Source organism: Gryllotalpicola reticulitermitis (genome assembly GCF_042651345.1).
GTDB classification, from domain to species: Bacteria; Actinomycetota; Actinomycetes; order Actinomycetales; family Microbacteriaceae; genus Gryllotalpicola; species Gryllotalpicola reticulitermitis.
Map to the genome: position 1 here is coordinate 400735 of NZ_JBHSCN010000005.1, position 21188 is coordinate 421922.

The window sequence follows — 21188 nt, forward strand, 5'->3', positions numbered from 1 at the left end:
TCAGCCGCGGTTCGTGACGCGCGAGCGCACGTGAAGCGCTGCGCGCAGCGTGAGGCGCAAGGGCCAGAGGTACCACGCGGAGTACTTCCGCGAGAGGTAGAGGTAGGCGCTGCGGTGGTGTTCGGCGCGCATCGCCTTCGCTCGGCCCCCCGAGGTCGAGTGGGCACCCGTGTGCGTGACGACCGCCTCGGGCACGTAGAGGTTGCGCCACCCGGCTTGCGTGAGGCGACGGCCCAGATCGACGTCTTCGAAGTACATGAAGTAGGACTCGTCGAAGCCGTCGATCGAGTCGAAGGCCGAGCGCCGGACCAGCTGACACGATCCGGAGAGCCAGCCGGTCTCGCGCCAGTGGCCGTCACTCGCCCGCGCCTCGCCTCGGTAGCGGCGAGACCACGGGTTGCCGAGCCACAGATTCGCGAACAAGGCGTGCCCGATGCCGGTGCGCAGGCTGGGGAGTTCCCGCGCTGACGGATACGTGCTGCCGTCGGGCTGAAGGATGCGCGGGCCGACGGCGCCGGCGGTCGGCTGGTCGGCGCCGGCGCGCAGGAGCGTGCCCAAGGCATCCGCCTCGAGTCGCACGTCGGGGTTCGTGACCAGGACCCACTCGACCTCAGGAGGCAGCGAACGGACGCCGAGGTTGATGCCGCCGCCGTACCCGAGGTTGCCTGGTGCCGGCACTACGCGCAGACCCGCGAGCTCCGGGAGCTCGAGCTGGTCGTCGAGTGCGTTGTCGACGACGACGGTGGCAGCGGGCGCGACGCCGCTCTCTGCGAGCGACTCGATGAGGCCCTCGAGCGCTTCCTGCGAGTGGTAGCTGACCGTCACGACGGCGAGCGATGCAGCGAGGCCGGAGCGGGGCGTGCCATGCGCGCTCATCACACTCGTCCTCTCTGGGTGCATCTACGTAGTTTACGTGCGCGTCACCTGAGCGCGGCGCTGGTGCGCGGCGCGGCCGACAACGGATGCCGGTTCGCACGGGGTGCCGCCCGCCGGTGTGGTTTGATGCTCCTGACCTGCGCAGCTCGCGCCGACACCGTGAGAGGAACACCTGGTGGAAGTTGGCACCGTCGCCGTCGTAGTGAGGACGAAGGACCGGCCGGCCCTGCTCGCCCGCGCCCTCGACGACATCGCTGCGCAGACCCTGCTCGCCGAGCATCGCGCGACCGTGCGCGTCGTGATCGTGAACGACGGGGGAGACGCCGGCGGTGTCGCGGGGCTCGTGGCGAAGCATCCGATCGCCGATCTGGTGACCGTTGTCGACAACGCGAGCTCGCGCGGTCGCTGGCCGGCTGCGAACCAGGGCATCGCGGCGGTCGACTCCGACTACATCGTGCTGCACGACGATGACGACACCTGGCAGCCCGGCTTTCTGGCGTCCACGACGTCTTTCCTCGACGAGCCGGCCAACGCCGACTACGCGGGCGTCGTCACCTTCACCGAGCTTGTCCATGAGACGGGCGGCGACGACGGGTATCGCGAGCTCAGCCGCGAGCCGTTCGCCCGCGAGATCGAGCACATCTCGCTGATCGAGCTGTGCCGCCGCAACCAATTCCCGCCGATCGCGTACCTCTACCGCAGGCGAGTGCATGACACCATCGGCGGCTACAACGAGGCGATGACGGTGGTCGCCGACTGGGAGTTCAATCTGCGCACCGTGCGCCGGTTCGACCTCGCGGTCCTGACCGAGCACCTCGCGAACTGGCATCTGCGCAGCGAGACCGCAGAGGGCACCGATGGGAACGTGACCCGCGCGAGCGACTGGCAGTACGACGAGCACAAGGTGCGCCTGTTCAACCGTCTGCTGCGCGAAGAGCTCGACGCCGGCGCGCTCGGCGTGGGCTACCTGGCCAACCTGCTTCAGGTGATCGACCGTGAGGAGCAGCAGCGCGACGCGAACGTGCACCTGCACATGCAGCAGTTGTTCGACCTGCTCCGCGACCGCTCCGAGCAGGGCGAGGCGGCGATCCTGGGGCGCGTCGACGGGGCGGTCGAGCAGCTGCTCGCCAAGCCGAACAGCGTGCAGCAGCTGCGGCGCAGCATTCGTCGGCCGCGCTAGGCGACGGCGCCGCTAAGCGCAGACGCCGAGCTTGGCGACCTGCGCCGTGAGAGCGGAGGTGCCGCCGAAGAGCGTCACAGTGGTGGCGCCCATGCGCAAGATCACCTGCCCCTCGGCGCTCGGCACGCACTGCCGCTGCGTGATGAGCAGCGGGCCCTTGGTGCGACCGGCCAGCACCGCGCCGGCGAGGGCGTCGGGGTAGGTGGCGCCGCTCGCGAGGTAGACGGTCGCCGCCTTCGTGTAGAAGGCGTTCGCGATCTTCGTGCTGGTGTCGTAACGGTCCGTTCCGGCGTAGCGGGTGACCGTAGCGCCGATCGCAGACACGCCCGAGATCGACGCGGCGGACACGGCATTCGTTCCACCCGCGACGTACACGCTCTTGGCGCCCATCGACTTGAGGCGTGAGGTGAGCGCCGAATCGGTCGAGCGGGCTGCGCCGTTCACGAGCAGTACGGGGGCGCTCATGGAGCCCGCCGCGGCGCCGGCCGCCAGAGCATCGGGGTAGTCGACGCCGGTCGCGAGGAACGCCTTCGTGCCGGTCGGGAACGCCGACTGCGCGATCATGAGCGAGGTCTGGTATCGCGTCGCGCCGCCGATGCGGGTGATGGATTTCTGGACCGACTGCAGTTTCGCGTACACGCTGGAACTCACGGCGTTGGTGCCGCCGACCACGACGATGCGCGCGGGCTTGATGCGCTGCAGCTCGGCGAGTGTCGCGCTCGGAATGGCGTTCTGCTGCACGAACAGGACGGGGCCGCCCTGCTTCGCGGCAGCGGGAGCGGCCGAGAGGCCGTCCGCGAACGTCTGACCGGAAGCGATGTATGCGACGGGCACGCCGGGCGTCGGGAAGGCGGCCTTCGAGATCGCGGCTGCGGTCTCCCAGCGCTCGACTCCGGCCAGGCGGGTCGTCGTCGGAGTGGTCGATGCTGCGCCGTACAGCTGGTACTTGCAGCCGAGGCTGGTGTTGCCCGAGCTGTTGATCGGTGACGCGACGGCGGTGACGCAGAAGCCGTACTGGCCGGTCGCCGCCGCCGGCATGGTGAGCGAGAAGCCGTGCAGCGTCTGGCCGGCGGAGTTCTTCGCATAGGGGTAGACGGCGCCGACATCGGGTCGGTTCTGGTTGGCGGTGACCGTCGTCGTGGTCGTCGTGCCGGCCGGATTCGTGATGCTGATCTGCATCATGAGCGAGCGCGTCGGGTCGACCGGGTCGATCGCCCAGCCGCTGACGGAGGCCACGCCGTTCGTCACGGCGCCCTGGTCGAAGGCGCCGAACGGCGGGTTCCCTGCGCCGAACCACGTGTTGTAGAACACCCAGAAGTTGCGGTTGCCGTAGGCGGAGCAGCTGTTGCCGACGCCGTACAGGTTCGACAGGGCTGCGGCATTCGGCGTGTACGGCGTGTAGTTGTAGAGCGCCGCGGTGGCCGCGTTCTGAACCAGCACGCGCAGGCTGCCGCACGACGCGTTCGGGCTGTACTGGATGTTCGACGTGCGGTTCGCCGCGAAGTTGAAGTAGCTCGGATTCGCCCGGTAGTTCTGGAACTGGTGGGCGGCGTTGTACAGCTGGTTGAAGATGCCGTAATAGGCCGTGTTGCACGGCGCGGTGTCCGGGCAGGCGTAACCCATCGCCGTCTGCAGCGCCCCCGCGGTCGGACCCGTGCTCGACACGAGCCCCTGCTCCTTCTCAAGCGTCGCGAGCAGCACCTTCGCGCTCACGCCGCACGCGACCTGCACCTTGTACAGAATCGCCGCGGTCGTCTCATTGCTCGCGCCCTGATAGGCCTTGCAGAGGGAGTCGGCCGCCTTGCTCGTGGTCGTCGTCTTGAGGATCGAGAGGCAGGAGGAGTTGGAGCAGGTCGGCTCCTTGCTGTTCAAGAACGTCTGGATCTGCGCCTGCGTCATCGCGCTGCCGTTGAAGAACGCGGCGTCGGAGATGATCGCGCCGGGCTGGAACTGGCTGCCCGACAGAGTGGCCGCCTGCGCCCTCTCGGCCGGCGCCGTCGCGACCGTCACAACACCGACCACTGCCGCGATCGCGAGCAGCAGCGCAAGAAAACGGGTGTAACAGTGTTGGTCGGACACCTGGGAACCCTAACAGGGCTGTTGTCCGGGCGCGCGGCTATCATTCCCGTGATGTCAGAAACGACCCGCGCAGTCCGTCTATCCCGGCTCGCGCACGAGGACCTGGTGACGGTGTCCGGCACGGGCGCGGCAGGCGGTACTTGGCATGCGATCGGCGAGATCTTCCGCCACCGCGAGATGCTCGACCTGCTGATCCGCCGTGACCTCAAGTCGCGCTACAAGGACAGTGTGCTGGGTTTCGCGTGGACTCTGGTGCGCCCGATCGTGCAGCTCGTCATCTATTTCGTGATCATCGGAAAGGTGCTGGGCGCCGCGCAGTCCGTGCACGACTACGCGGTCTACGTGTTCTCGGGCCTGATCCTGTACAGCTTCTTCAGCGAGATGATCACGGGCACCACGGGTTCCATCGTCGGCAACTCCGGCCTGATCAAGAAGATCTATCTGCCCCGGGAGGTCTTCCCGCTCGCCTCCATCGGCTCCGCGATCTTCAACTTCCTGATGCAGTTCGTGATCCTGATCGCCGCGACGCTGATCTCGCGCGCCTTCCCCATCTCCGCCGGCCTCATCTATCTGATCCCGTCGCTGCTGCTGATCCTGGTCTACGGCACCGCGTTCGGCCTGCTGCTCGCGGCCGTCAACGTCTACCTGCGCGACATCCAGTACCTCGTGGAAGTCGCCATGCTGCTGCTGCTGTGGGCCTCCCCGATCGTGTACTCATACACGATGGTGCACCAGCTCGTCACCAAGTCCTTCGGCGCCGATTCGTGGGTCATGCAGCTGTACACCGACAACCCGATCACGCTCGCCGTGCTCGGTTTCCGCAAGGCGATGTGGACGGCCGGTGCGCACCTTGGCGGCAGCGAGTACCCGGACCACCTCCTGCTGCGCACCGGAATCGCGATCGTGATCGGACTCATTCTCATCGTCGTGTTCCAGCGCGTGTTCGCGCGCCTGCAGGGCAACTTTGCGCAGGAGATCTGAGGTGGAGGAAGACGCACCCGTCGTCGTGAGGGTCGACGACGTCTCGAAGCGATTCATCATCCGCAAGGACAACTCGCTGAAAGAACGCCTCGTGACGCTCGGGCGCACAGGGCGCCGTCACCGCGAAGACTTCTGGGCCCTGAAAGACGTCTCGATCGAGATCCGCGCCGGGCAGACCGTCGCGCTCATCGGGCACAACGGCTCGGGCAAGTCGACGCTGCTCAAGGTGATCGGCGGCATCATCGACCCGTCGAGCGGCAGCGTCGCCCGCCGCGGCCGCATCGCCGCGCTGCTCGAGCTCGGCGCTGGTTTTCACCCCGATCTCACCGGCCGCGAGAACGTCTTCCTCAACGCGTCGATCCTCGGGCTGTCGCGTGAAGAGACGGAGGAACGCTTCGACGACATCGTCGCGTTCTCGGGCATCGTCGACTTCATCGACACCCAGGTCAAGTTCTATTCGTCCGGCATGTACGTGCGGCTCGCGTTCGCCGTCGCCGTGCACACCGACCCCGACGTGCTGCTCGTCGATGAGGTGCTCGCGGTCGGCGACGAGGCGTTCCAGCGCAAGTGCCTCGACAAGATCCGGTCCTTCCAGCAGGAGGGCCGCACGATCGTGCTCGTCACACACAGCCTCAGCCAGGTGCAGGAGCTCGCCGACCGCGCCATCCTGCTCAATCACGGCGAGGTCGTGGTCGACGGCGACCCGAACAAGGCCGTCTCGGCCTTCCGCGACATCCTCGAAGTGCGCCGCCAGAACGAGGCCGAGGCGCAGGCGGCGGTGCACGGCGTCGCTACCGACGAGCTGAGCCGCGTCCGCGACGGCCATGTGCACTCGGCCGTCGCCCACGCCGTCGGCCGGGAGCCGGGCGAGGAAGTGCACCCGGGCGACGACCTGCTCATCTCGGTCGTCGTGTCGCACGACACGGGCATCGACGACTGGGTGTGCGCTGTGCAGATCGACAACACCCTTGGCGCCGTCGTCTACGGCACCACGACGAAGCGCGTGGGCATCGCCCTCCCGCACCTCGCCGCGCCCCGCCGCGTCGACTTCCTGCTGAAGAACGTGGCGTTCGGCGGCGGCAAGTACTTCGTGCACGCCTCGCTGATGGACATGGCGGGGCGCCACCTGTTCGACCTGCCGCAGGCGACGAACTTCGACGCGCCGTCGCATCCCGACTACGTCGGCATCGTGCATGCCGAGCCGGTCCTCAGCGACGCGGGCGAGGTCGCGCTGCCGGTCGTCGTGTCGTGACGCTGCGCACGCAGCTCGCGCGGCTGCGGCCGGGGCGCATCGCGGCGGCGGCCGAGTGGCGGCGGGCGATGGCTCGCGGCCGGCGCGGGCAGTTCGCTCTCGAGACACTGTTCGAACGCCCGGGCGCCCCAGTGCGCACTGCCCAGCCCGCGCACACGCCGGCCGAGGCATCCGCCGTGCCGCTCATCATGTGCCTCTGGAACAGGCCCAGCCGCATCGACGATGTGCTGCGCATGCTCGACGGCCAGCAGGGGCCGATCGATCTCGTGCTGTGGAACAACCAGAAGGCCGACGACGCGCACTATCGGTCGCGGATCGCCGCGTTCGCCGCTGCTGCCGCCGCCGCTGCGCCAGGTGGGGCCGAAGCGGATGCGCCGAGCACGGGTGCCCTGCGCTCCATCCGCTTCCACACGAGCGCGGTGAACATGCGCGGCATCTGCCGCTTCTTCGTCGCCCGGCAGCTGTGGGAGGGCGGCTACCGCGGGCCGTTCATCATGCTCGACGACGACCAGGACGTCACCGGTCACTTCCTCGCCGACGCGCTCGCCGCGGCCGCCCCGCACGGCCTCGCGGGCTGGTGGGCCTGGCAGATGCACGGGGGCGGCTACTGGGACAGGCGTGCCGCGAGCGTCGGTGAGCGCGTCGACTACGCGGGCACGGGCGGATGCGTGTGCGACATCGACATCGTCGCCGACCCGGCGTTCTTCACGGAACTGCCGAGGTACTTCGCGCATCTCGAGGACCTGTGGATGTGCAGCTGGGCCAAGCGCCACGGCTGGGCGATCGGCAAGCTCGACACCCCGATCGAGTTCGTGCTCGACGAGACGAACCAGCACCACGGTCAGTACGACCTGAAGGCCGAGTTCTGGGACTATCTCGCACGGCTTGAGGCGGGCGCAGCCGCGTAGCTGCGGCTCAAGTGAATCATCGGGCGGTGCGCTACATTGACTCGCCGTTGCCCGCAGACTGAGGGGGAGTGAGCATGGCCGCCGGAGAGATGATCCAGCGAGTGGCCCGCGGAGGGATTCTGCGAGGTGCTCGGGTGCTGCCCGAGCCGATCAGGGAAGCGGGCCGGCGTGCCGTCGGCCGGCTGCACTATGCACGCCATACTCGCGGCCTCGGAGAGAACCCGCGGTGGCGCCAGTGGACGGCCGCGCACGGTCGGCCTGTGACGATCGTCATCCCCAGTTACAACGACTACGAGCTGTTGCGCACCTGTCTCGAGAGCATCGAGAACACCGCGAGCCACCTCGATTACCGGGTCATCGTGGTCGACGACTTCGCGGACGAGGCCAACGGCCAGAGACTCCAGACCCTCGCGAACGATCGCGTCGAGGTGATCCTGAAGCCCGAGCGCGAGGGCTTCGCGAAGGCGGTCAACCGCGGCATGAGCGCCGTGCCGACCGATCGCGACATCGTGGTCCTCAACAGCGACATCGTGACGCTGCCCGGCTGGCTCGACGCGCTGATGGCGAGCGCGTACGCGATCGACCCGAAGATCGGCATGGTCTCGGGGCGCCTGATCTACCCCAACGGCACGATTCAGTACGGCGGCACGTACTACGCGCGCGTGCTCGCGCCGCAGTGGTTCGGCCACCTCTACGTCGGTCGCAGCCCTCTCGATCCCGTCACCGGCGTCGGCGGCTACAACCGCTCGGTCTCGGGCGCGTGCACGTACGTGACGCGCGAGGCGTTCGACCGAGTCGGCGGTCTGCATGAGGGGTACTGGCTCGGCTTCGAAGACGTCGACTGGGGGCTCACAGCCTGGCAGCGTGGCATCCGCTGCTACTACCAGCCCGACGCGCTCGCGATCCATCACGAATCCGCGTCGCGCGGGTACAGCCAGGGCACTCGCGAGCTCGCGTCGATGCGGCTGTTCTGGCGTCGCTGGGAATCGCAGTTCCTGCGCCGCGAGATCGCGACGCCGTTCGAGGTCGACTTCCTCGTCTCCGAGCGCGCGGATGCCGTCTGGCGGCGCTATGTCGAGACGGTCGTCGCGCGGCTGGGGGAGCGTGGCATCACCGCCATGCTGCACGACGTGCCCGCGGAGCTCGTGAACGAGCGGGTGGTGGCCGAACTCGAGGGCCGCGACAGCATCAAGGTGTGCTGCGACTGGGGAGCGCAGCCGACCGCGTGGCTCGCGAGTCTCGCTCACGGCAAGCCGATCTACCTGCTGCCCGGTGTCGAGACCGCCCGGTACGCGCCGACCGCCCCCGAGCGGGCCCGGATCATCGCCGGGTATCGTCCCGAGTTCGACTACATCGCCTCTGATCGGCTCACGGCGCGCACGGTCACCGCGCAGAGCGCGTGGGAGGTGCAGCATCGCATCGTTCCGGCGCTCGCGCCCGCTCGCGACGGGGCACCGGCCGGCCCCGATGCTCCCGTCGTCGTTCTCGGCGGAACGCCCGCGCAGGCGGCCGCGGTGACGGCGGTCGCGCAGAAACACGCGCGCGAAGTCGTCCACCTTGACGACCCGCGCGGCAGCGTGGCGGCGCTCGACGCGCTCGCGGCCGCGGCGCCCGTCGCGGTCGTGTCGTTCGTGACGGATGCCACGAGCGCGGTCCCGCTGCTCGCGATGTCCCGCGGCGCCGTGTTCGTCGGGCCGGCCGAAGAGCAGACGAGGTACGACGTGCTCGACGGGCTCAACGCCATCACCTTCGACAAGAAGGCCGACCCGGCCGCTCTGCTCGACGGCGTGCTGTCCGACCCGCGGATCGTCAGTGAGCTCGCCGACAACGCCCTGCGCACGGCCGCACAGCTCTACGAGCGCGGCATCGCCGACTTGCTGGCTGCGTTCATCCATGCGGCGCGCACCGCGGTCTGAGCCGGGCCGCACAGGTGCCCGCCGATAGACTCGGGCGCATGCCAGCGGTCGCACCGGGAGTCGTGTCGGTCGTTCTCGTGAACTTCCGCGGCACCGATGACACGCTCGAGGCGATCACCCGCCTGCGCGAGGTCGATTGGCCGGCCGAGCGCCTCGAGATCGTTGTCGTCGAGAACGCGTCGGGCGACGGGAGCCTCGAACGGCTCCGCGCCGAGGCATCCGATATCGTGCTCGTCGAGTCGCGCGAGAACCTCGGTTTCGCCGGCGGCTGCAACCTCGGCGTCGCCCACGCGCGCGGCGAGTACCTTGCGTTCCTCAACAACGACGCCAAACCCGAGGGGGGCTGGGTGCGCGGGGCCGTCGCGCGGTTCGAGCAGCCGGGCGTCGGCGCGGTCGCGTCCCGAGTTCTCGACTGGGACGGCGAGCGGGTCGACTTCATCGGCGCCGCGATGACGTGGTTCGGCATGGGCTACAAGCCGCTCACCGCGCAACGGCTGCCGCGCGCGGAACCGGCCGCGCATGACGTGCTGTTCGGCACGGGCAGCGCCATGTTCGTGCGCCGCAGCGTGTTCGAGTCGCTCGGCGGTTTCGACGAGCGCTTCTTCATGTTCTTCGAGGACGTCGACTTCGGCTGGCGCCTCAACCTGGCCGGGTGGCGCTTCGTCTATGAGCCGGCCTCGACCGCGTACCACAAGCACCACGCATCGATGTCGTCGTACGGTGCGTTCAAGGAGCAGTACCTGCTCGAGCGCAACGCCCTCTACACGCTCTACAAGAACCTCGGCGACGAGCAGCTGGCGCACGCGCTGCCTGCGGCGATGGCACTCGCCGTGCGCCGAGCGACGGCCCGCGCCGGCGTCGACTCCGACCAGTTCGATCTGCGCCGCGGCGCGGACGACGGGGCCGACATCACGGTCCCGAAGGACCTGCTGGTCGGCACTTTCGCGATCGATCAGTTCGTCGAGCAGCTGCCCAGCCTGGTCGAGTCACGCGTCGAGATCCAGCACGCGCGCGTCGTACCGGATCACCTCATCTGGCCGCTGTTCGGCGAGACGGATGCCCCGAGCTTCGGGGCCGAGAACTACCTGAAAGGCTATGACGCGATCATGAGCGCCTTCCCCGTCGGGGGCCCTACGACGACCCGAGTGCTGATCGTCACGGGCGACCCCATCGGCAGCAAGATGGCCGGGCCGGCCATCCGCGCATTCAACATGGGCGAAGCGCTGAGCGCCGTCGCGCAGGTCACGCTCGCCTCGTTCGGCGGAGTGGAAGCCGGTTACGCGGCGCCGTTCCAGCTGGAGTACGTGCGCCTCGGCGACCAGGCGCACATGCGCAGGCTCGAGGAGCAGGCCGACGTCATCATCTTCCAGGGCCTCGCGATGGCGCTCTTCGAGGCGATCGAGAAGACGTCGAAGATCGTCGTCGCGGACGTCTACGACCCGATGCACCTCGAGCAGCTCGAACAGGCGAAGGGGCAGGGCGAAGAGGCGTGGAGCCGCGCGGTCTCGGACGCAACGAACGTGCTCAACCAGCAGCTCGCCCGAGGCGACTTCTTCCTTGCGGCGTCGGAGCGCCAGCGCCACCTCTTCATCGGGCAGCTCGCCGCGCTCGGCCGCATCAACCCGCTCAATTACCGCGGCAACCCCGACCTGTCGAAGCTCATCGCGACGGTGCCGTTCGGCCTCTCGAGCGAGCCGCCGGTGCACGAGAAGCAGGTGCTCAAGGGCGTGCTGCCCGGCATCGGCGAGGACGACAAGGTACTGCTCTGGTCGGGTGGCCTGTACAACTGGTTCGATCCGCACACCCTGATCCGTGCGGTCGCCGAGCTGGCGAAGACGCATCCCGATGTCCGGCTGTTCTTCCAGGGCACGAAGCATCCGCACCCGGGCGTGCCCGAGATGGAGATCGTGGCGACGTCGCGCGCGCTCGCGTCCGAACTGGGTGTCGCTGACAAGAACGTGTTCTTCAACGCGTCGTGGGTCGACTATGCGCAGCGGCAGAACTATCTGCTCGAGGCGGATGCCGGGGTGAGCACCCACTACGAGCACATCGAGACGACGTTCTCGTTCCGCACTCGGATCCTCGACTACCTCTGGGCCGGTCTGCCCATGGTCGTGACGGCGGGGGACCACTTCGCCGAGCTCATCGAGAAGGAGAAGCTCGGCGTCGTCGTCGGCGCGGAGGACGTCGAGGGTCTGGTGGCCGCGCTCGAGAAGGTGCTGTACGACGAGAGGTTCGCGGCCGCGGCGCGCCGCAATGTCGCGCGCGTGGCGAAGCGATTCCGGTGGCAGACCGTGCTGCAGCCGCTGGTCGATTTCGTGGCGGATGCTCGGCACGCGCCTGACCTGGTCGCGGCGGGTGATCTCACCGCCGGTCGTCCGGCGTCGGCACCGGTCGTCCACGTGCGCAAGCGGGGTCTGCGGCACGACCTGGAGCGTGCGGTGTACTACGTGCGCAACGGCGGTGTGCGCACTGTCGCCGACAAGGTGCTCACGCGCTTCGGCCGCAACTGAGCGGCCCTCCTCCAGGTGTTCGGGGACCGGTGACGGGTTCGTCCCCGTACCCGCGCAAGTCGAGTGTCATGTCGGGCGGCCATCACGGATGCTGCGGCCGTCGGGGTGTCTGCTCGAGTCAATCGGGTGGTAGGTCGCTGGCGCGTGCGCGAATGCGTGCAGCGGCGCCGCTGCCGGCGGGCGCCCACTCGTGCTGTTTCCCGACGGCGCCGTAGCGGGTCTGGGGTGTTCCGTCTCGCGTGCGGACGTGCCATGGCCCTGAGTCGATTTGTGCGTGGTGAAACCAGCAGAGGAGGACACCGTTATCGGTGTTCCCTAAAGCTGCCCGTTTGCGTCATCCGGCCTGCCGCGTGGGCCGGCACGCACCACTGCGCTCGGCGCGCCGCCCCACCCACGACGAACAGCAACGCAAGAGAAAGCTGCGGGCACGCCAATCGGGCCGCCGTGTTCAAATTTCCCCTACTTCATCAAGCGTGACCGCTTGAACCCTCGGTGAAGTGCGGAGCACCATCGCGCCTTCCAGCTCTCTGGAGTGGGTGCTCGGCAACTGGTCGGCAACCTGCCCCTCATACGCAGCGAAAACACCCGGGTCGCTGATCACGCGCAGTTGGTTCTCTTCGGGCGCCGACCGCACGTCGGCAAGATGTGTGGCGGCGCTGCACGCAGCCGCGAGCGTACGCGCGGAGGCGGCAGACCGTTCGTTCTCGAGTCCAAGTACCTCACGGCCCTTCTCCACTTACTCGTCCGCCCCTTCGGAGAAACCGTCCGCCACGCCCAAAGCGGCAGCCGCCGACACTCCGACTCGCGCGAGCGGAAAGGCAACTCGGACGCCCTCGAGGTCGACAAGCAGGCGAGGTCCGTCGACCGTCAGCCGAAGTGATCGACGCCCGTCTTTGGAGACGAGGTCGTCGGTACCGTCCGAGCAGAAGGCTGAGCGCTGACTAATTTCGCTGGCGACCGCACAGGCAGACAACGTCGGCGCTGTCCGCCCGTGCCACCAACCGGTCAACTCGATTGGGCCGGCCCACCCCTGTTCGCGCACTAAATTTCGCGTCTGCAACCAGGCGAGGATGTATGCCGCACACTCTTCGACGTCGTCGCCCTTTACCCAGTCGCCATACCCCTGCTCCACGATTACATACGCGCCATAGATTTTCCGCCCCGAGCGCGCGACAGTTAGCGGCTCCGCTTCCGCGTCGGCAACTAACAACGCTGTGAAGCGCCCCGGGTTCGGTGGGGGCTCTTGAACCTGTGAAGGATGAGAGTCATGGCAGCACCGAGGAAGTACAGCGTTGAGTTGAAGGAGCGGGCGACGNCGCTAGCCACTGAAGCCATGACAGCTGACTTGCGACCGATCGTGCCCGGGCACGTGTCCTGGCGCTGAATTTGCCAGTCAGATCCGTGTTGTCGATCGGATTGGTGGGGTAGATGTAGGGGTTGGCGTTGCCGCCGTATACCGGATCAGTGGTGAGGAACCGGCCAGTTTCGGGGTTATAGAGGCGAGCGCCCATGAGGAGTAGGCCGCCAAGGCTGTCCGCGGAGCGCTGGGCGGCTCCTTCCCACCCGTAGCCGGCGCTCGCTGCCGCGATCGCATCGGTCGCGGTGCCGAAGGGGCCGTAACTGGCGTAGCTGTTGGTGATGATGCCGGTGTCAGTCGTGGCGTCCGCGGCGGTGGCGACCTCGCTGCCGTCCAGGTTCGAGAGGTCTAGAGTCACGGTTCCGGATTGGCTGACGGTCCCATCCAGCTGCCCGTCCGGGCCGGTGATGTCTCTCGTCCAACTGCTGCCGGTGGTCGACCACGCGGGGCTGTCGCTGCTGTCGCCGTAGTCGTTGACGGTTTGCGTCGAGGTTGACCCGGTGGTCGCCGTCGCCGTCGCTACGCGGTCCTGCAGCGGGTCCAGCGTGTACTTCATCGACCAGGAGCCCTGTGCTTCGGTCGCGGCCATGTCGTTGTCGAAATACGTCAGCGATAGCGTGCCTGTCGCGCCTGGGAACGCCGTAGACGACGTCGCGTCCGTGGAAGGCACTGTCAGCGTGCGGCCGAGCGCGTCATACGTGTACCCGGTGTTCGTGATCCGGTCCGCGCTGTCGAACGTGCTCGACATGCTGCTCGCGGTCTGCGCGGTACCGCACCCGCCCGACGTCGGGGTTGAGGTGGTCAGCCCGGTGCGATTGCTGTCGGCATCAAAGCTGTACTGCGTCGTCGTGCACACCGGCGAAGATCCGCTGCTGTCCCCGGTCGTGGATTGTTCTTGCTTCAGCCGTCCATCCGCGTCGTAGCTGTAGGTGTCGGCCCCGCCCGGACTCGTCTCCGCGACCGTCTGGCCGCCCTCGCCCTTGGTCGCGGTGAACGTCATCCACGTCGAGGAGCCGAGTGTGTACGCCAGAGAGGTCGCCTGGTCGTTCTCGTCAAAGCTGGTGGCCGCCACGAGGCCGTTCGGGTAGGTCTCGCTGGTGAGGTTCCCGTTCCCGTCGTAGGAGGCGGTGAATGCGGAAGGTTGCCCGGACACGTTGATGTTCTCGCCCGTGACGACGTCCCGGTACTCCGCCGCGCCGCTGGAAGTGGTATCAGTGCCATAGGTGTACGTCGTGGTGCCGACTGGGCTGGTCACCGTCGTCGGGTTCCCGTCCACGTCATAGGCGGTCGTCGTCGTTTGCCCGTTCGCGTCGGTATAGCCGGTCTGCTCACCGAGCTTGTTATAGGCCTGGGTGATGGTCTGCGCGGTGCTGCCGCTCCCGGTCGTCGCGGCCGATGGCGCGCCGGTCGCGCTGTCGTACGCGTATGCGACGGCCGGCAGCGCGGCGCCGTCCTCCGGGGTCACCGACGTCTGCGACTTCGTGATCCGTCCCGCCGCGTCGTAGGTATCGGTCACGGTCCGGGTGATGGAGCCGGATACCTGCTTCTGGGTGAGCACGTTGCCGAGTTGGTCGTAGGTGTAGGTCGTCACCGGCAGCGACTGCCCCGTAGACGGCTGACTGGAAGGGGTGGTCTGGCATGCCTCACCGGCCTCGGCGGCGTTCACGCATGCCCCTGAGCCGGTGGCCGTGTAGTACGTCGTCAGCTGGGTCTGGGGTCCGGTACGTGCGGTGTCCGCTGGCAGGCTCGAGGCGATCTCCTCGCCTTGCGCGTTGTATTGGTCGGTCGTCACCAGATCTGCGGAGCTCGGAGCCGCACCCATCTGGACCGTCGTAGTGGTCGACTGGTTCAGCTCGTACCCTGACACGGTCATCGACCCGATGGCCGCGTACCCGTAGGTGGTGGTCGTGGTGTCCGGGTAGGCGAACGTGGTCGTGGGGCTCGACGGCTCGTATGCGGTGGCCGTCACGATCTGCGGCAGGTCGTAGGTGTACGAGTCGCCGGTCGTGGCATCCGTGCCGGACCCGGTCACATAGGTCGTCTGGGTCTCGTCCTGCCCCTCGATCTGCGTGCCGTCCGGCAACGTCATCGGGTGCAACGGGCCGAGCGTCTGAAGCTCCTCCGACGGGTCCTGCGCGTTATACAGATTCTGCGACGCCAGCACCGCAGCCCGCGCGCTCCCTGCGGCGTATCCGCTGGTGAGGGACGTATCCGTGGTGGATTGGGTGCCGAGAGCGATAGCCCGGTTACCGGCAGTGAGGGACCAGACCTCGTTGCCGCTGGAGTCGTACTGATCGGTGTCGACGAGCCACTGCGAGTCCCCATAGTTGGCGTCGTTGACCTGCTGGCCATTGATGTCCAGGTAGTCGAGGTCCGCCCACCGCCAGTCGGTGGCGGACACGCTCGATGACGTCTGCCCCGCCGGTACATGCGACGGCGGGAAGACTGCTGCAGCGGTCACCGGCACGTCCTGCGTCTCATCCCACGTCGGCGCCCCAGTCGACGTGTTCGTCGTCAGATCCGGCAGACTTGATCCCGACAGGGGCACCCCGTAAACCGCCGTCGTCGTGTCGGTGCCCCCCGCTGGGTCCGCGCGTGAGGCCGTGACGGCCTGGCCTGCCGCGTTGTAGCCGATCGTCCACGCGCTCTGCCCCGGCGGAGTCACCGTCAAAAGCCGGTTCGTGCCCGACAGGTACGTGTAGCTCATCGTCAGGCCCGTGCGGGGGTCCGTCGCGGACGCGAGTTGCCCGGCCGCGTTGTACGTGTATGTCTCCACCGGCACCTGGGATGCGCCGCTGGTCTGCGGGGCGGCAAGGGCCACCGAGGTGAGCACCTTCTCCGTGCCCGACCCGGCAGGCTCGGTGGAGTAAGTGAGTTCCAGGCTGCGGCACCCCACCGTCGTCGCCGCCGAAGCGGCGGCGCAGGTAATCCCGGCCGGCGCGGGCGCGGTGATCTGCGAGACCAGGACGCCGGAATAGTCGTAGGTCGTGTCGGCAGACGAGGATGCCGCCTGCACCGTTTGGACTGACCACGAGCCGGTCGTGCTGCTGTAGTCCCACACAGTCAGTGACCCGTCTGGGTCCTGCATCTGCACGCTGGTCGACGTGAGCAGTGTCACTATGTCGCCGCTGCTGGCCGCGCTGCCGACCGGAGCGAGCTTGGTTGGGTAGGTGATCGAGGATGTGCTGCCGACGACCTCGTACGCCGAGTCATCGCCGGAGGAATCCGTGAAATCGAGCGTCCCTGCAGCCGGCGTGCCCGTCACCGTTAAACTCGCATCGCCTACGGACGGTCCCTGCAGCGAGGCCGTCCAGCCGGGACCAAAGACTCCTGTCGCATCGCCGGTGGCCGCCGCGGGATGCAGCGTGGTGGCGGTACGTCCCAAACTCAGATCCCCTGTGCCGCCACTGACGCTCACGTCAGATGCGGGCACGGTGAGGTCGCCATCGCCGAGATCAACCGATCCCGGCCCGAACGCCGAGGACGCATCCCCGCCCGGCGAGTACGTCAGGTTTTGCGGCAGCGAGCACACTGTGCCGGGCGCGGTGGCCGAGGAGCCGAAGCACGCCTCCACCTGCACGGTCCCTGCCGTGTAGTCGAGCATCTCGCCGACGTTCCACTCATACGGCGCGAACGCGTACGCCGGTCCCGAGTTGATCGCCGCCACCGGCCACGAGGACGGCACCGGATCCGCAGAGTTGCCCGCCGAGACATCCGCCACCGGCACCGGCGCCCACGAACTGCCGGACGACCCGACCTCGTACTCATACGTCACATACTGACCGCCGCCGGATGCCTCGGTGCCTTGCAGCGTGACGGTGCCGTTGGTGGTGGTCTGGGCTGCGGGGATCGCGCCGCCGGCGTCCGTGTACCAGCCTTGGAGGTCGACGGTGTAGTCGGCGGCGGCGTTCGAGTTGTTGTAGATGTCGATCGCGCCATCCGTGCCGAGCTTCGTGACCTGCATGTTCGAGCGCACATCATTGTCGTAGCTCAGGTCATCCCCGGCCGGCATCGTCTGCCCGTCCGGCCACGCGATCGCCGCACCCGCCGCGGTCGAGTCCTGCACCGTTAAGGAGTACGCCAGGGCCGAGACGCCGGAGCCGAGCGGCGGGATGCCGGCCGCGCCGTCCACTTGCACCTTCACGCTGGAGTGCGCGCCCACGTGCGCGGGTGTCGTCGTGCGGGTGTCCAGCAGGCGCCCGGAAGCAGGCGTGAACGACCCGGCCGAGGTTCCCGGGATCGTGTACCCCTCCACCCACGCGCGCAGCAGCACCGACTGCGAACTGCTGGCCGAGACGGCGATGTCCATCTGCCCGGACGCACTCAGCTGCACGTCCGCCGCGTACGCAGTGACCTCACCCGAGCTCACCGGCTCGAAATACTCGACCCCCGGAGGCAGCGTGGTGGCATCGGCCGCATACGCCTTCAGCCCCACATTCGCGGACGTGGAGTTCCCGACCGTGAAGTCGATGAACACGTCCGTCGCATCCGCGGGGATCCCGTTCGTTCCGCCCACGTTCAGCGTGTAGGTCTTCCCGCCCACCAGATTGCCGGCCGGGATTCCCGATCCGGCGACCGGCGTCTCGGTGTCCGCGACCTTCACCTGGTTCATCGGCACGTACCCGCCCGGCGCCGTCGTCCCGTCACCGGCGGTGAAATACCCCTCCACGGACACCGTCAGATCCGTCTGCACCGTGGCCCGGAACTGGATCTTCCCATCCGACCCCACCGGGATGATCGCCGAGTTCGTCGCATCCGGAATCCCGCCCCCGTCATACGTCATCACCACCGTCAGCGACCCGTTCGAGGCCGCCGCGTCCAACCAGCCCGTGGACGTCGAGTTGTACGCGACGATCGACACCTCGACAGCCTCAACCCCCGACGACGGCAAACCCGCCGCACCCTCCACAGGCACCGTGCGGGCCGTGCTCGCCGGCATCGGCGTCGAATACCCGCCCGTGCCGTTCGTCGTGTTCAACAGACTGCCCGACGCGGGCACGAACAACCCCGCCGTACCGGTCACATGCGCCGTCGTGGCATGCGCCCTTTCCGGCGCGAAGACGCTCAAGAACCCCGGACCCGACGGCGCCACAGCCACCAGCAACCCGGCAACAAGAGCCACAACCAGTGGCACAGCCGCCCACCGAGCTCGCCGTCCCAGCGTGCGCAAGACGGAACCGAGCCGCCGCCGTGTCTTCGAGCGCACAACGCCCCCGCCCTGGAACTAGCCGAGCCCCGCTCAGTGCCACGTGCAACCACGCGCCGAGGCGAAGCTATCTTTTATCGAATTCTCAAAAACACTCCCCCAAACTGGGGTAGACGATCGTCTATCATCTTTCCTGGCGCGGACTATTCGGAAGCTATGCAACTGGGGCTGCTTCCGAACCGGTTCCTGCGGCCGTCTGGACATGGACGCATCCGCCAGCGCGACCCTGGATGCCTACGCCGACTCTGGCACCTGGGGTCATCGTTGCCGACTCGCAACTCACGATGAGGCGTGGTCGGACACGGAGTCAGCGCAACCTGCCTGCGCCGTCGGCGACGGGGGCGTCTTTACTGTGGAGCACCCAATGTACCCGCGGGGGTGCGACTGGCGGCAAAACACCGTACATTTGACCTATGAGCAAAAGCGAGCGGCTGGACCTTCGATTGACCGCCGAGCAGAAGGCGACCATCGAGCAGGCTGCCTCGCTTGAAGGCACCACGGCATCTGGTTTCACGGTGACCGCGGTCATGGAGCGGGCGTCGGAGGCGATCTATCGCTCTAAGACGCTGAGCTTGTCGCCCGAAGCATGGGACGAGTTCCTCACGGCTCTTGATACCCCCACGCCGGTGCCCGCACCGATCCTTGAGCTGCTGAGCGAGCCTTCGGTTCTCGAGCGTTGAATTTCGAGGGTCCGCGCCCCCTGCAACCCGGCGACGACGTCGCTGGGTTCAGTAGCGGCAAGCGCGCGCTCGACGAGTGGCTCAGCGAGCGAGCGGCAAAGTCGGAGCACGGCAAGACGGCACGCACGTACGTGGTCGTCGACACGCAGCCGGGCGCGGTGGCCGGCTACTACTGCCTATCGGCCCATTCGGTCGCCCAAGCTGAGATAGGAGGGGGCAGGCTCGGCAGGAACGCCCCAAATCCCGTGCCTGTGATCCTGCTCGGTCGCCTGGCGATCGACCAGCGATACCAAGGCGAGGGCCTCGGCGCAGCGCTCCTTAAAGACGCGCTGCAGCGCACCATCAGCGCCGCCCAGGTGGTCGGAGCCAGGGCGCTCATCGTGCACACGATCGACGATGATGTGGCCGGGTTTTACCTGAGATACGGCTTCCGAGCGATGCCCGCGAATCCGCGCACCCTCTACTTGCCGCTCGACGCTCTGGTCAATCAGGCGGGTTGACGGGTGTCGCGACGGCGACGAGATCGTCGCAATTAATCGCAACACCCGCTATCCCAACCTTCGTGTTCGTAGGGCGCACAACATCCCCGCTGCGCCCGACCGATGAATATCTTCATCTCTCGCAGCCCAACTCGATGGCCATGGCGCAAGCTTCGAAGCGACTGAGCCGATCTGCTCGGACAATGTGTGCGGATATGTGCCGAGAGCGAAACGCTACGACCTGGATGCCGTGGCGGAGCGCCTTAGATGAGGCAAGAGCCGGATCCATTGTTCTGAAATCCGTTGTGAAGTCGCATTTGTAGCAGGCAAAACAAAACCCCCGATGCCGGTAGAATCAAGACAATCGAGGGTTTTGTACCAACGCGGTACCGGTGGGATTTGAACCCACGGATGGCTTGCACCATCACATGTTTTCGAGACATGCTCCTTCGGCCGCTCGGACACGGTACCGGGGTCGAGTTTACGTGACGGATGCCTGAGAGCGCCAATCGGCCGTAGCCTCAGCCCGGGCCAACCTGTACGGCCCGGAAATGTCACGTTTAGGTAACGCTCAGGTCGGCACGTTTGGCTCGATCGAATGCAGCTTGCAACTGAGGAGCGAACTTCCGAGGCGGTGCCCCAGGCATCCGCTCAGCCCGCACCCCGGCCGGCCGGCCGCAGCCACCGCCCGCGTCTGTCGCCGCGAGCCCGCGCCGGACTCGACGCGGCACGTGCGTGCAGTGCGATCTACGTCATGCTGCACCACACGTCGACGACGCTGCCGATGCCGGCGCCCCTCACGTGGGTGCTGTCGTTCGGCGAAGAGGCCGTCATGGTGTTCTTCCTGCTCAGCGGATTCGTCATCTTCGCCAACGAGTCCGATCGCGTGGGCGACCTGCGCTCCTTCTATCTGCGCCGGCTGCGGCGGATCTACCCGCTCGTGCTCATCGCGATGGGCGTCTCGACGGCGGTGTGGGCCGTGGGCGTCGTGAGCAGGCCGCCGAATTGGCGCAGCGCGCTCGCGACCGTCTTGAGCCTCGACGACCTCACCGCGAAGCCGGGGATCGTCAGCGGAGCCTATCTGGGCAACGCTCCGCTGTGGTCGCTGTCGTACGAGGTGTTCTTCTACGCGATCTTCCCGCTCGTCATGGTGCTGTGGCGCCGCACGCCGCAGCTCACGCGGCATCTGGTCGGCGCAGTCGCGGTGGCGGCGTACCTCAGCTACATCGCGGCGCCGAATCACTTCTCCCTCGTGACCGCCTACTTCGCGCTGTGGTGGGCGGGAGCTGCGGCGGCGAAGGCGCACCTCGACGGCGGAATCCGGCTGGGTCGCATTCGGGTCGAAGCGGTGTGGCTCGGGGCCCTGACGCTCGCCGCGGTCGGCAGCTGGGTCGTCGAGGGCTGGCAGGGGCCGACCAACTATCCGTTCCTGATGGTGCGCCACTTCGGCGTCGCGCTCGGGCTGCTGCTCGTGCTGGCGACCCCTGTGCGCACGCGGCTCGCCACACTTGCCCTGCGCGGGGCGCCGGTCTGGGCCTGGGTCGCGTCGATCTCGTACGGCATCTATGCGCTGCACTACCCCATCGTCATCCAGACGTCGCGGGTGTTCGGGTGGGAGGCGTTCGCGCCGATGGTGGCGCTCACGGTTGCGTGCGCGTGGGTCGTCGAACGGCGCCTGATGCCGCTGATCCCCCGGCCGAAAGCGCGGGCTCGGGCGAACGCGCAGCCCCAGCTCGCACTGAGTGCTCGCGCATAGCCCAC

Annotated in this window: 14 protein-coding genes and 1 tRNA gene; 10 read left to right on the forward strand and 5 right to left on the reverse strand. The window is 67.6% G+C overall.

Translation table 11 applies throughout. The features are described 5' to 3' along the window. On the reverse strand, window positions 1-900 hold the full coding sequence (locus ACFOYW_RS09050) for a glycosyltransferase family 2 protein (RefSeq protein WP_390228586.1): 900 nt from the start codon (window positions 898-900) through the stop codon (window positions 1-3). Window positions 901-1051: 151 nt separating this feature from the next. On the opposite strand from ACFOYW_RS09050, the gene ACFOYW_RS09055 reads away from it, so the two are divergent. After that, entirely contained in the window at window positions 1052-2056 is a 1005-nt protein-coding gene (locus ACFOYW_RS09055) for a glycosyltransferase family A protein (RefSeq protein ID WP_390228588.1), read from the forward strand. Window positions 2057-2068: 12 nt separating this feature from the next. Here the strand turns inward: ACFOYW_RS09055 and ACFOYW_RS09060 are convergent, their stop codons facing one another. Next, window positions 2069-4135 (reverse strand): cell wall-binding repeat-containing protein, encoded by a 2067-nt coding sequence (locus ACFOYW_RS09060; protein ID WP_390228589.1) that lies wholly within the window; start codon window positions 4133-4135, stop codon window positions 2069-2071. A gap of 51 nt (window positions 4136-4186) precedes the next feature. Here ACFOYW_RS09060 and ACFOYW_RS09065 point away from each other — a divergent pair, with 51 nt between their 5' ends. From ACFOYW_RS09065 to ACFOYW_RS09085, 5 genes are all read left to right on the forward strand, one after another. Then, window positions 4187-5116, forward strand: coding sequence for an ABC transporter permease (locus ACFOYW_RS09065; protein ID WP_390228591.1), 930 nt, complete (start codon window positions 4187-4189; stop codon window positions 5114-5116). A gap of 1 nt (window position 5117) precedes the next feature. Beyond that, a complete protein-coding gene (locus ACFOYW_RS09070; protein ID WP_390228593.1) occupies window positions 5118-6368 on the forward strand; it encodes an ABC transporter ATP-binding protein in 1251 nt (416 codons plus the stop codon). After that, window positions 6365-7276, forward strand: a complete 912-nt coding sequence (locus tag ACFOYW_RS09075) for a hypothetical protein (RefSeq protein ID WP_390228595.1) — start codon at window positions 6365-6367, stop codon at window positions 7274-7276. Before ACFOYW_RS09070 ends, ACFOYW_RS09075 begins: the two co-directional genes overlap by 4 nt. A 74-nt stretch (window positions 7277-7350) precedes the next feature. Then, window positions 7351-9192 carry a glycosyltransferase family 2 protein gene (locus ACFOYW_RS09080; RefSeq protein ID WP_390228596.1) on the forward strand — a complete coding sequence of 614 codons (1842 nt, stop codon included), beginning with the start codon at window positions 7351-7353 and terminating at the stop codon, window positions 9190-9192. Between the two features lie 38 nt (window positions 9193-9230). Then, entirely contained in the window at window positions 9231-11705 is a 2475-nt protein-coding gene (locus ACFOYW_RS09085) for a glycosyltransferase (RefSeq protein WP_390228597.1), read from the forward strand. 448 nt (window positions 11706-12153) lie between these two features. Here ACFOYW_RS09085 and ACFOYW_RS09090 read toward each other — a convergent pair whose 3' ends face one another. Further along, window positions 12154-12441, reverse strand: coding sequence for a hypothetical protein (locus ACFOYW_RS09090; protein ID WP_390228598.1), 288 nt, complete (start codon window positions 12439-12441; stop codon window positions 12154-12156). Window positions 12442-12970: 529 nt separating this feature from the next. Next, window positions 12971-18001, reverse strand: coding sequence for an RHS repeat-associated core domain-containing protein (locus ACFOYW_RS09095; RefSeq protein ID WP_449267385.1), 5031 nt, complete (start codon window positions 17999-18001; stop codon window positions 12971-12973). On the opposite strand from ACFOYW_RS09095, the gene ACFOYW_RS09100 reads away from it, so the two are divergent. The 3 genes from ACFOYW_RS09100 to ACFOYW_RS09110 all read left to right on the forward strand — a co-directional run bounded on the left by ACFOYW_RS09100 (window position 17892) and on the right by ACFOYW_RS09110 (window position 19448). Continuing rightward, window positions 17892-18290, forward strand: a complete 399-nt coding sequence (locus tag ACFOYW_RS09100) for a hypothetical protein (RefSeq protein ID WP_390228600.1) — start codon at window positions 17892-17894, stop codon at window positions 18288-18290. The two genes, ACFOYW_RS09095 and ACFOYW_RS09100, sit on opposite strands and share 110 nt — an antisense overlap. Before the next feature lie 391 nt (window positions 18291-18681). Beyond that, the gene (locus ACFOYW_RS09105; RefSeq protein ID WP_390228601.1) at window positions 18682-18948 is read left to right on the forward strand and encodes a type II toxin-antitoxin system TacA family antitoxin; all 267 of its coding nucleotides are present in this window, start codon (window positions 18682-18684) and stop codon (window positions 18946-18948) included. Next, complete coding sequence (locus tag ACFOYW_RS09110; RefSeq protein WP_390228603.1) at window positions 18945-19448, forward strand: GNAT family N-acetyltransferase; 504 nt, start codon at window positions 18945-18947, stop codon at window positions 19446-19448. Before ACFOYW_RS09105 ends, ACFOYW_RS09110 begins: the two co-directional genes overlap by 4 nt. Before the next feature lie 363 nt (window positions 19449-19811). Here the strand turns inward: ACFOYW_RS09110 and ACFOYW_RS09115 are convergent. Continuing rightward, window positions 19812-19898 (reverse strand) — tRNA-Ser (locus ACFOYW_RS09115). A 127-nt stretch (window positions 19899-20025) separates the two neighbouring features. Here ACFOYW_RS09115 and ACFOYW_RS09120 point away from each other — a divergent pair. After that, entirely contained in the window at window positions 20026-21183 is a 1158-nt protein-coding gene (locus tag ACFOYW_RS09120) for an acyltransferase family protein (protein WP_390228604.1), read from the forward strand. Window positions 21184-21188 lie beyond the last annotated feature (5 nt).

Bases quoted from the DNA above. Each gene is read 5' to 3' on its own strand.
- ACFOYW_RS09050 (WP_390228586.1), bottom strand. From the start codon at position 900: ATGCACCCAGAGAGGACGAGTGTGATGAGCGCGCATGGCACGCCCCGC.
- ACFOYW_RS09065 (WP_390228591.1), top strand. From the start codon at position 4,187: ATGTCAGAAACGACCCGCGCAGTCCGTCTATCCCGGCTCGCGCACGAG.
- ACFOYW_RS09080 (WP_390228596.1), top strand. From the start codon at position 7,351: ATGGCCGCCGGAGAGATGATCCAGCGAGTGGCCCGCGGAGGGATTCTG.
- ACFOYW_RS09120 (WP_390228604.1), top strand. From the start codon at position 20,026: ATGCAGCTTGCAACTGAGGAGCGAACTTCCGAGGCGGTGCCCCAGGCA.
- ACFOYW_RS09105 (WP_390228601.1), top strand. From the start codon at position 18,682: ATGAGCAAAAGCGAGCGGCTGGACCTTCGATTGACCGCCGAGCAGAAG.
- ACFOYW_RS09085 (WP_390228597.1), top strand. From the start codon at position 9,231: ATGCCAGCGGTCGCACCGGGAGTCGTGTCGGTCGTTCTCGTGAACTTC.